Here is a 9,801-nt window from a genome sequence, read left to right on the forward strand (position 1 = left end):
CCGGGGTGCAGCATCACCGGTGCGGTGGCCGGGTCGGGTCCGAGCGTGCGGATCGCGCCGGTGGCAGAGCCGGGCACGGGGTGAGACGGGGAGGGTGTCACGAAGTCCTTCGGGAGCGGGCGGCCAGCCCGCGCGGACGAAAGCCGCGACGATGCGAGAGAAGGGGCTAGTCTAGCGCCCGCAGTGCGCCGCCCAGCACTAACAGCGTGCGCACAGCCACGACCGTTGCGCGCGAACCGCGGGGGCGGGCCGGTACGGTCTGGTCGTGGCATCCGTCCCCGCACCGGAGTTCCCGCACCGGAGTTCGACCGGTACATCGCCGCGCTCGACTGGCACGTCTCAACGTGTGATGCGCCCGAGCGCCTCTTCCAGGTCGGCGATGAGGTCACCGGCCGACTCGATGCCGACCGACAGTCGCACGATGTTCTCGGGCACCGCCAGCGCCGTGCCGCGCACCGAGGCATGGGTCATCTCGGGCGGGTAGCCGATGAGCGACTCCACACCGCCGAGGGACTCGGCGAGCTGGAACAGGCGCGTCGACTCCACATAGGCGCGCGCCGCCGCGGCACCGTCGGCGAGCGCCAGACTCACCATGCCGCCGAACGACGACATCTGGGCGGCCGCGATGTCATGGCCGGGGTGGGACGCGAGCCCCGGGTAGTACACGGTCTCGAACTCGGGGCGGGTGCCGGCCCATTCGGCGATGGCCTGCGCGTTCTCGGAGTGCCGCTGCATCCGCACCCCGAGCGTCTTGATGCCACGCGTCGTCAACCAGGCGTCCAGCGGTGCCGACACCGCGCCGACAGCGAACTGCTGGAAGGCGACCTCTTCGAGCAGTGCGTCGTCGCGCAACACGACCGCTCCGCCGAGCACGTCGGAGTGCCCCCCGAGGTACTTCGTCGTGGAGTGCACGACGACATCGGCGCCGTGCTCGAACGGCCGCTGCAGCGCGGGCGATGCGAACGTGTTGTCGACGACGACCGCGGCCCCGGCGGTGTGCGCGAGCTCGGCGAGCCCGGCGATGTCGGCGATCTTCAGCAGCGGGTTGCTCGGCGTCTCGACCCACACGATCTTCGTCGTCGGCCGCAGGGCGGCGCGCACGGCGTCGAGGTCGGAGAGCTCGAGCGTCGTCGTCTCCACCCCCCACTTCCCGAAGATGCGGGTCAGCAGGCGGTACGTGCCGCCGTAGACGTCGTTGCCGAGGATGACATGATCTCCCGGCTGCAAGATGCTGCGCAGCAGCGCGTCCTCGGCGGCGAGCCCCGACGCGAACGAGCGTGCGTGCTCCCCGCCCTCGAGCGAGGCCAGCTGCGTCTCGAGCGCCGTGCGCGTCGGGTTGCCGGCCCGGTTGTACTCGTAGCCGCCGCGGAACCCGCCGATCCCGTCCTGCACGAACGTGGAGGTCTGGTAGATCGGCGGGATGATCGCGCCGGTGGTCGGGTCGAAGGCCTGGCCCGCATGGATGGCTCGGGTGTCGAAGTGCTGATCGCTCACGACCCGAGCCTAACTTTCACCGTGCCGACCCGGCCCCGAGGTTACGCCCCGTGAAGCTCACGGCACCGCGACGAGCCCGTGTCGCCGCCCGGTGCGGTGCTGGTCACGAGGGTCGACATCGTGCCGTTCGGGTCGGCCGGAAGCAGCACGATGCCGTTGCGGATGCCGCCCGCCGCGCGCGTTCGGTCAGGGCCGCCCGGGCGAGCTGCGAGGGGGCTCAGCGACTGAGGTAGGCAAGGAGGTCCTGGCGCGTGACCACCGTGTACGGCTTGCCGTCGCGCGTCACCAGCAACGCATCGACGGCGGCGAGCGCATCGCGAGCCTCGGCCACCGAGTCGTGCGCCCCGATCAGCGGCAACCGGTCGCCGACGTGCTGAGACACGGCATCCGTCGTCTTGGCCTCGCCGCGGAAGACCTTCTCGAGCAGGCTCTTCTCTGCGATCGCCCCGACGACCTCACCCATCACCACCGGCGGCGGCGCACTGAGCACCAACAGCTGCGAGATGCCGTACTCGCGCATGAGGGTGATCGCGTCGAGCACGGTGTCGGTGGGGCGGGCGTGCACGAGATCCGGGATGCCGGCGGCCCGCGTGGCTACGACATCCGCCACCTTCTCGACCCCGTCGCCCTCGGTGAAGCCGTACTGGCGCATCCACTGCTCGTTGAAGATCTTGCCGAGGTAGCCCCGGCCGCCGTCGGGAAGCAGCACGACGACGACGGCCGCGGCCGGCAGCCCGCGTGCGACGCGCAGGGCGCCGGCCACGGCCATCCCGCTCGAACCGCCGACGAGCAGCCCCTCTTCCCGGGCCAGGCGTCGGGTCATCGCGAACGACTCGGCATCGCCGATCGCGACGATCTCGTGGGGTACCTGCGGGTCGTACGCCCCCGGCCAGATGTCCTCGCCGACGCCCTCGACGAGGTAGGGACGCCCGGTGCCGCCGCTGTAGACGCTACCCTCGGGGTCGACGCCGACGATGCGCACGGCATCGTCCGACACCTCGCGCAGGTAGCGGCCGGTACCCGAGATCGTGCCGCCCGTGCCGATGCCGGCGACGAAGTGCGTCACCGCGGCAGCGGTGTCGCGCCAGATCTCGGGTCCGGTGGTCTCATAGTGGCTGCGCGGGCCGTTCGGGTTCTCGTACTGGTTGGGCTTGAACGCGCCGGGGATCTCGCTGGCGAGCCGGTCGCTGACGCTGTAGTACGACTCCGGGGAGTCGGCGGGCACCGACGTTGGCGTCACGACGACCTCGGCCCCGTAGGCGGCCAGCACGTCGATCTTGTCCTGGCCGACCTTGTCGGGCACGACGAACACGCAGCGATAGCCGCGCTGCTGCGCCACGAGGGCGAGGCCGACCCCGGTGTTGCCGCTCGTGGGCTCGACGATGGTGCCGCCGGGCCGGAGCTCGCCGGAGGCCTCGGCGTCGTCGATGATGCGCACGGCGATGCGGTCCTTGCTCGACCCGCCGGGGTTGAGGTACTCCACTTTGGCGAGGACCGTCGCAGCGATCCCGTCGGTCACGCGGTTGAGCCGGACCAGCGGCGTGTCGCCGACGAGATCAAGGACGGATGCGGCGAACTTCATGCGTCAAAGTTACCCGTGGTCGGTGGACGACGAACGCCCCGGGGATCGGCCCCCGGGGCGTTCGTGTGAGGTGCTGGCCTTACTTCAGGGTGATCGAAGCGCCGGCCTCTTCGAGAGCGGCCTTGGCCTTCTCGGCCGTCTCCTTGTTCGCGCCCTCGAGCACGGGCTTCGGAGCGGCGTCGACCAGAGCCTTCGCCTCGCCCAGGCCGAGCGAGGTGAGCTCGCGGACGACCTTGATGACCTGGATCTTCTTGTCGCCGGCGGCGTCGAGGACGACGTCGAACGAGTCCTTCTCCTCCGCGGCGTCATCGCCACCGGCACCGCCGGCAGCAGGGGCGCCGGCGGCCGCGACGGCGACCGGAGCGGCGGCGGTGACCTCGAAGGTCTCCTCGAACTTCTTCACGAACTCGCTGAGCTCGATGAGCGAGAGCTCCTTGAAAGCGTCGAGCAGCTCGTCGGTGGTGAGCTTTGCCATGATGTTTCTCCTTGTGTGGGTGTTGTTCGCCGGACCTGGACTCAGGCCGCGGACTCCTGCTTCGCACGCAGCGCGTCGACCGTGCGAACGGCCTTCGACAGCGGTGCCTGGAAGACGTATGCCGCCTGGAACAGCGAGGCCTTCATCGCGCCGGCGAGCTTCGCCAGCAGGACTTCACGGCTCTCGAGGTCGGCGAGCTTGCCTACCTCCTCCGCGCTCAGGGGGGCTCCGTCGAAGAACCCGCCCTTGATCACGAGAAGAGGGTGTGCCTTGGCGAAGGCGCGCAGGCCCTTCGCGACGGCGACCGGGTCGCCGTGCACGAAGGCGATGGCCGACGGACCCTTGAGGTCGTCGTCCAGCGCATCGATCCCGGCCTTGTTGGCCGCGATCTTGGTCAGCGTGTTCTTCACCACGGCGTATTCCGCGTCCTGACGGATGCTGTTGCGGAGCTCCTTGAGCTCGGCAACCGTCAGCCCGCGGTACTCGGTCAGCACAACGGCGGTCGAGTCCTCGAAGTTCTTCGTGAGCTCGGCAACCGTAGCTTCCTTCTGCGCCATGGCCACTCCTTGTATGTACGAGGCGCTCCGCGATGGCGGGGCGCCGGCCTCGGTGCCGGCTGCACGGTACAGAAAAAGCTCCGGCGCAAGCGCACGGAGCTTCAAGAAGAGTTTCGTGTCACCTGCGCGGGCCCCTGCTGAGCAGTGCTTCGATCGTTGCGCTGGCGCGACGATGACCGGCGGTCTTCGGTTACAGAACAGAATACGGGATGCCGCGGGCCCGGCCAAATCAGCCGGGCCCGCGTCGGTTCAGCCTCGATGCACCACTTCACGGGCAGCAGGTAGCCGATGAAGAAGCTCGAGCGCGCCTTCGAGCCCGGCATCGATCCGGATGCCTGGGCGGCGCTCTACCGCACCGTGTCGCTCTCGTTCGAGCCGCCGTCGACGGGCAGGATCGCCGGCAAGGTCATCGACGTGGATGGAGCAGGCACCGAAGGCTAGAGCGGCTCCCAGCCGAGTTCGCGCCGGAGTTCCTCGGTCTCGGCGTCCCCCACGTCGATGGGCTTCTCCTGCGCGCGGCGGACGCGGTACCGGCCGCTGAGCAGCATCCCCCACGCGCGGTCGTCGTCGTCGAATACGCTGACGTGTCGTGCGCCGATCGTGAAGAATCGCTCGGCCGCGGCCAGTGCTCGGGCGTCGTCGGACGCGCCGTACTCGAGCGTTTCGCCGACGCGCTCGAAGATCTGGGGGTCGACATCATCGGGATCGGCTCGGAAGGCGACGAGGATTTCGCTCACCCGTTCCAACGCGTCGTCCACGCGGCCGGCGGAGAGGAGAATCGAGATGATCTCAGGGTGCGCGCCCAGCGGTTCGGCATCGTCGGCCGCGGCCGCATCCTCGGCGATCGCCAGTGCACGGTCGAACTCGCCGATCGACTCGAGGTGCTCGGCGGCAACGCAGAGGGTGTCGCACACGGTGACGTCGGGATCGCGGATGTAGGCGTCGCCGTCGGTCGCCCAGGCGAGCAGCATCTGGACTCGCTCCTCGACACGGGCACGGTAGGCCACCCCGTCGTCGCGCCGTCCGTCGATGACACCGGCGTTGAGCCAGTCGTCCCAGGTGATCCGCTGCGGCACACGGCGAGCCTACCCGCACCGCCGTACCTCACCTGTAGTCCTGAGCGACACGGAGCGTCGGGACAGGCCCGTCCGCGGTGCGACGTAGGCTCGAACGGTGACCCCCGAACTCGCCGCCCGCTCTCCGGAACTGGCAGCGCGTGTGGTCGCCGACTCGCGCGACCGGGTCGCGTGGGTGCGCGCGCGCTCGCGCGGCATCACGGCGACCGATGTCGCCGCCCTCACCTCGGAACGGTCGATCCCCCGTGCCGCGGACGCGAAGCTGCTGGGCTCGGGGTTCACCGGCAACGCCTACACCGCACACGGCCGGATGCGCGAGCCGATGATCGCCGCGTGGGTCGCGGCGACCCACGGCATCCAGCCTTCTTCTGCACTCTTCCACGCTGTCGTCGAGAAGCGCCACCTCGCCACCCCCGACGGGGTCGCCGTCGACACCGGCGGCCGCATCACGCTCGCCGAGATCAAGACGACCAACAAGCCGTGGCGCAGCGTGCCCCGGTCGTACCTGCGCCAGGTGTGGTGGCAGCAGCACGTGCTGGGTGCCGAGCGCACGCTCGTCGCATGGGAGCAGCACGACGACTTCGTGCCCGTCGACGACGAGCCCCGGTGCGTGTGGGTCGACCGCGACGACCGCGAGATCACCAAGCTCGTGACGCTGGCGACGGCCCTGATCGACGAGTTGTACGCGCGCACTCAGAGAAGAGTCGACCGACCGGTCTCTTCTTAGAGGTCGCGCCGTTAGGTCATGGTTGTTGGGTGGGTCTGTTGTCCCACCTGTGGTGAGTCCAAGGTCCACGCCTGCGCGCGCAGCAGCGCGTCCACCACAAGCGGCGTGCCGCCGAGTGCGCTGAGGCTCAGGGCCATGGTGCCGCGCTCGGGGCCTCCACGCTGACGGTGAGGTGCCACGGCACGATCGGGCCGACAGTCACGCAACTCCCGCATCGCCACAAGCTTGAATCGGCTCGAGCACCCTTCGCGCTTCGGTGCGCACCTCCTCGGCGACAGCGTCGAGCAGGGGCGAGCGCAGGTTCCACTGCTGCCAGAACAGCTCCACATCCACCGGGTCGCCACCGAGCGGCACGAGGTCACCCGTGGCGAGCGCTTCGGCGGACTGCAGCGTCGGCAGCAGTCCCCAGCCGAGCCCGAGCCGCACCGCCCGAGCGAGGTCGCTCGACGCCGGCACGTAGTGGCGCGGCGGGGCCGCGACATCCACTCCCCTGGCGGTCAGCCACTCCGTCTGCAGATCGTCGCGGCGGTCGAAATCGACGATCGGCGCCTGCGCGAGCCCGTCCGGCAGGTGCCATTCCGCGGCGAACGCCGGCGTCGCGCACGCCTGGTAGCGCATGATGCCGAGTTGCACCGCGCGGCAGCCCGACACCGGCGTCGCGCGCGACGTGACCACGCCGAGAACGGTCCCCGACTCGAGCAGTCCCGCGGTGAAGTCCTGGTCGTCGCGGTGCAGGTCGAAGACGACCGGATGCCTCCGGCTCACGCGCGCCAGCGGCTCGAGGAACCACGTGGCCAGCGAGTCGGCGTTCACCGCCAGCGGCACGCGGAACCGCACCTGCTCTTCGGCACCCAACTCGCGCACCGCATCGTGCTCGATCAGCGCCAGCTGGCGCGCCAGGCGAAGCACGGCCGCGCCCGCCTCGGTCGGCTGCGCGGGCTTGGTGCGCACGATGAGCACCCGCCCCAGCTGCTCCTCGAGGGTCTTCAGACGCTGACTCACCGCAGACGGCGTGATGTGCAGCCGGCGGGCGGCCGCCTCGAGGGTGCCCTCGTCGACGATCGTGGCCACCGTCTCGGCGAGGTCGAGCGGAATTCGCATGAAGCAATGCTAATTCAACACAAGAATTTCGATCTGGTCTTAGGTATGGCGCGTGTCTAGCGTGGTGCTCGTGGTCCCGTCCTTCTTTGCCGGCCTCGGGCTCGGCCTGTCGCTCATCGTCGCCATCGGCGCGCAGAACCTCTTCGTGCTGCGCCAGGGCGTGCGTCGCGAGCACGTGGTGCTCGTCGCGACCATCTGCGCACTGTCGGACGCGGTGCTCATCGTGCTCGGCGTCTCGGGCATCGGGCTCGTGCTGCAGGCGGTGCCGTGGCTCATCGACGCGGCGCGCTGGGCGGGAGCGATCTTCCTGGTCTGCTACGGCCTGCTCGCCGCGCGCCGCGCGTGGCGACCACGCGGGGCGGTGCTTACCGTGGGCGAGGCGGAGGCCGAGGCATCCACTCCCGCGCCCGGCGCGACGGGCGTCGCCACCCGCGCGCTGCCCGTCGTGCTCACCTGCCTCGCGCTGACGTGGCTGAACCCGCACGTGTACCTCGACACGGTGTTCTTGCTCGGCGGCGTCGCCAACACGCACGGCGATGCCCGCTGGGTCTTCGCCGCCGGTGCGGTGCTCGGCGGCGTCGTGTGGTTCTTCGGCCTCACGCTGGGGGCGCGGTTTCTCGGCCGCTGGCTCGCGAGCCCGCGCGCATGGCGCATCCTCGATGCGGTGATCGCGGTCGTGATGATCGGGCTGGGTGTCAGCCTCGTGCTTTCGCGGTGAGCCCTTGCGCCAACGGCAAGAGGCCCCACCCGAAGGTGGAGCCTCTTCACGGCTACCGCTCCCCGCGCTTGTCGAGGGGCGTCAGATGACGTTGACGTCCAGCGGGATGCCGGGGCCGAACGTGGTCGACACGGCGCCCTTCTGGATGTAGCGGCCCTTGGCGCTCGACGGCTTCAGGCGCACGATCTCTTCGAGGGCGGCCTGGATGTTCTCGTCCAGCTGCTCAGCGGTGAACGAGGCCTTGCCGACGATGAAGTGCACATTGGCGTGCTTGTCGACGCGGAACTCGATCTTGCCCCCCTTGATCTCCTCCACGGCCTTGGCCGGGTTGGGCGTGACGGTGCCGGTCTTCGGGTTCGGCATGAGGCCACGGGGGCCCAGCACCTTGCCCAGACGACCGACCTGGCCCATCAGCTCGGGAGTCGACACCGCGGCGTCGAAGTCGGTCCAGCCGCCGGCAACCTTCTCGATGAGCTCGGCGCCGCCGACCTCGTCGGCGCCCGCGGCGATGGCCGCTTCGGCGGCGGGGCCGGTCGCGAAGACGATCACGCGGGCCGTCTTGCCCGTGCCGTGCGGGAGCATGACGGTGCCGCGCACCATCTGATCGGCCTTGCGCGGGTCGACGGCAAGCTTCAGCGCGACCTCGACGGTCGAGTCGAACTTCTTCGAGCCGGTCTCCTTGGCGAGGGCGACGGCCTCGGTGGGCGTGTAGAACGTGTCGCGGTCGATCTTCGCCGCGGCGGCCTCATAGGCCTTGGACTTGTGTGCCATGTTTATCGCTCCCCTCAGCTCTCGACCGTGATGCCCATGGAACGGGCGGTGCCCGCGATGATCTTCGAGGCGGCCTCGATGTCGTTCGCGTTCAGGTCGGGCTGCTTGGTCTCGGCGATCTGACGCACCTGCTCCTTGGTGAGCTTGCCCACCTTGACGGTGTGCGGGGTCGGCGATGCCTTGCTCACGCCCGCGGCCTTCTTGATCAGCTCGGCCGCCGGCGGGGTCTTCAGGATGAACGTGAACGAGCGGTCCTCGTACACGGTGATCTCGACCGGGACGACGTTGCCGCGCTGCGACTCGGTCGCGGCGGTGTACGCCTTGCAGAACTCCATGATGTTGACGCCGTGCTGACCGAGCGCGTGGCCGATCGGCGGGGCCGGGTTGGCGGCGCCGGCATTGATCTGGAGCTTGATCAGGCCGGTCACCTTCTTCTTCGGTGCCATTCTCTTCACTTCCTTTTCGTGTGCTCGCTCCCCGAGCCTGTCGAGGGGCGGGCACGCTGCCACGAACCAGGCGAGCCCTGGAGGTGGTGGGGTTCGTCACGCGACGCGCGCGCAACCGTCCTAGTCTACCCGATGCGTCCGATGACGCGCACCGCGACGGAGTACGGTGAGCACACCTCGAGCAGCGCTCGCGCGGCGGTGGGCAGCAGCATCCGGGAGAGCTCCTCTCGTGCAACCAGACCCTGCCGCAGCGCCGACTCCCAGATCGCGAGCGCCTCTTCCTGGGGCAGGCAGGTCGCGACGAGCACGAGCACGTTCTCCACACGGTCGGCAAGAGCGTCTGGATGTCGCGGCACCACCGGCCGCGCCCAGTGCACACGCGTCCCCTCCCGCACCTCTCCGATGTGGCGGTGCTGCGGAGCCGCGACGTGCACGGCCTCCTCGCGCAGCACCCACAGGCCGAGTCTGCTCGCCTGAGTGACGCACGTGAGGACGACGCCGGCACGTGCCGCGGCGATGAGGAAGGGGTTGGCTCCGGGCGCGGCGACCCAGCCATTGCGCGGACGGATCAGCGCACCCGCGGCGACCTCGCCTTCGATCGTGCGGCGCGAGAAACCCTGCGTGCGCAGCGCCGACACACGGGCGACTCCGCCCTGTTCGCGGACGACATCCTGAAGCTCTGTCATCCACTGAGCGTCGCGCGTCGTGACGCCGTCGGGCGGCCATCGCCCCGATTTGTGGACGAATGCTCGGCGCACTCACGCTGTGGAGGAGGCGAAGCCGCGCAGAAACGCGGAGATGTGCACGATGACGGATGCTACAGGCACATCCCGCACGCCATCCTGCCCATGCAC

General features: G+C 69.7%; 12 protein-coding genes. 3 read left to right on the top strand and 9 right to left on the bottom strand.

The features are described 5' to 3' along the window. Positions 1-339: 339 nt before the first annotated feature. From ACK5IN_RS02855 to rplJ, 4 genes are all read right to left on the bottom strand, one after another. On the bottom strand, positions 340-1,494 hold the full coding sequence (locus ACK5IN_RS02855) for a cystathionine gamma-synthase (protein WP_416894712.1): 1,155 nt from the start codon (positions 1,492-1,494) through the stop codon (positions 340-342). Between the two features lie 217 nt (positions 1,495-1,711). Continuing rightward, positions 1,712-3,076, bottom strand: a complete 1,365-nt coding sequence (locus ACK5IN_RS02860) for a cystathionine beta-synthase (protein WP_416894713.1) — start codon at positions 3,074-3,076, stop codon at positions 1,712-1,714. A 79-nt stretch (positions 3,077-3,155) separates the two neighbouring features. After that, positions 3,156-3,551, bottom strand: coding sequence for a 50S ribosomal protein L7/L12 (gene rplL, locus ACK5IN_RS02865; protein WP_416894714.1), 396 nt, complete (start codon positions 3,549-3,551; stop codon positions 3,156-3,158). A 41-nt stretch (positions 3,552-3,592) separates the two neighbouring features. Continuing rightward, entirely contained in the window at positions 3,593-4,108 is a 516-nt protein-coding gene (rplJ, locus tag ACK5IN_RS02870) for a 50S ribosomal protein L10 (RefSeq protein ID WP_416894715.1), read from the bottom strand. Positions 4,109-4,396: 288 nt separating this feature from the next. On the opposite strand from rplJ, the gene ACK5IN_RS02875 reads away from it, so the two are divergent. After that, positions 4,397-4,549 carry a hypothetical protein gene (locus ACK5IN_RS02875; RefSeq protein ID WP_416894716.1) on the top strand — a complete coding sequence of 51 codons (153 nt, stop codon included), beginning with the start codon at positions 4,397-4,399 and terminating at the stop codon, positions 4,547-4,549. On the opposite strand, the gene ACK5IN_RS02880 is transcribed toward ACK5IN_RS02875, so the two are convergent. After that, entirely contained in the window at positions 4,546-5,184 is a 639-nt protein-coding gene (locus tag ACK5IN_RS02880) for a hypothetical protein (RefSeq protein WP_416894717.1), read from the bottom strand. The two genes, ACK5IN_RS02875 and ACK5IN_RS02880, sit on opposite strands and share 4 nt — an antisense overlap. A gap of 97 nt (positions 5,185-5,281) precedes the next feature. Between ACK5IN_RS02880 and ACK5IN_RS02885 the strand changes: the two genes are divergently transcribed. Further along, positions 5,282-5,911, top strand: a complete 630-nt coding sequence (locus ACK5IN_RS02885) for a YqaJ viral recombinase family protein (RefSeq protein ID WP_416894718.1) — start codon at positions 5,282-5,284, stop codon at positions 5,909-5,911. Between the two features lie 198 nt (positions 5,912-6,109). On the opposite strand, the gene ACK5IN_RS02890 is transcribed toward ACK5IN_RS02885, so the two are convergent. Beyond that, on the bottom strand, positions 6,110-7,012 hold the full coding sequence (locus ACK5IN_RS02890) for a LysR family transcriptional regulator ArgP (RefSeq protein WP_416894719.1): 903 nt from the start codon (positions 7,010-7,012) through the stop codon (positions 6,110-6,112). A gap of 70 nt (positions 7,013-7,082) precedes the next feature. On the opposite strand from ACK5IN_RS02890, the gene ACK5IN_RS02895 reads away from it, so the two are divergent. Then, positions 7,083-7,730: a LysE/ArgO family amino acid transporter gene (locus tag ACK5IN_RS02895; protein ID WP_416894720.1), complete on the top strand. Its 648-nt coding sequence runs from the start codon at positions 7,083-7,085 to the stop codon at positions 7,728-7,730. Positions 7,731-7,811: 81 nt separating this feature from the next. Here the strand turns inward: ACK5IN_RS02895 and rplA are convergent, their stop codons facing one another. From rplA to ACK5IN_RS02910, 3 genes are all read right to left on the bottom strand, one after another. Further along, positions 7,812-8,501, bottom strand: a complete 690-nt coding sequence (gene rplA / locus ACK5IN_RS02900) for a 50S ribosomal protein L1 (RefSeq protein ID WP_416894721.1) — start codon at positions 8,499-8,501, stop codon at positions 7,812-7,814. Positions 8,502-8,515: 14 nt separating this feature from the next. After that, entirely contained in the window at positions 8,516-8,947 is a 432-nt protein-coding gene (gene rplK / locus ACK5IN_RS02905; protein WP_416894722.1) for a 50S ribosomal protein L11, read from the bottom strand. A 125-nt stretch (positions 8,948-9,072) separates the two neighbouring features. Further along, on the bottom strand, positions 9,073-9,633 hold the full coding sequence (locus tag ACK5IN_RS02910; RefSeq protein ID WP_416894723.1) for a hypothetical protein: 561 nt from the start codon (positions 9,631-9,633) through the stop codon (positions 9,073-9,075). Positions 9,634-9,801: the final 168 nt, after the last annotated feature.

Origin of the sequence: Microbacterium sp. (genome assembly GCF_047971895.1) — a bacterium.
Lineage (GTDB): Bacteria > Actinomycetota > Actinomycetes > Actinomycetales > Microbacteriaceae > Microbacterium.

Excerpts from the sequence above, each read along its gene's own strand:
- ACK5IN_RS02860 (WP_416894713.1), bottom strand. The coding sequence starts at position 3,076 with ATGAAGTTCGCCGCATCCGTCCTTGATCTCGTCGGCGACACGCCGCTG.
- rplL (WP_416894714.1), bottom strand. The coding sequence starts at position 3,551 with ATGGCAAAGCTCACCACCGACGAGCTGCTCGACGCTTTCAAGGAGCTC.
- rplJ (WP_416894715.1), bottom strand. The coding sequence starts at position 4,108 with ATGGCGCAGAAGGAAGCTACGGTTGCCGAGCTCACGAAGAACTTCGAG.
- ACK5IN_RS02875 (WP_416894716.1), top strand. The coding sequence starts at position 4,397 with ATGAAGAAGCTCGAGCGCGCCTTCGAGCCCGGCATCGATCCGGATGCC.
- ACK5IN_RS02890 (WP_416894719.1), bottom strand. The coding sequence starts at position 7,012 with ATGCGAATTCCGCTCGACCTCGCCGAGACGGTGGCCACGATCGTCGAC.
- rplA (WP_416894721.1), bottom strand. The coding sequence starts at position 8,501 with ATGGCACACAAGTCCAAGGCCTATGAGGCCGCCGCGGCGAAGATCGAC.
- rplK (WP_416894722.1), bottom strand. The coding sequence starts at position 8,947 with ATGGCACCGAAGAAGAAGGTGACCGGCCTGATCAAGCTCCAGATCAAT.
- ACK5IN_RS02910 (WP_416894723.1), bottom strand. The coding sequence starts at position 9,633 with ATGACAGAGCTTCAGGATGTCGTCCGCGAACAGGGCGGAGTCGCCCGT.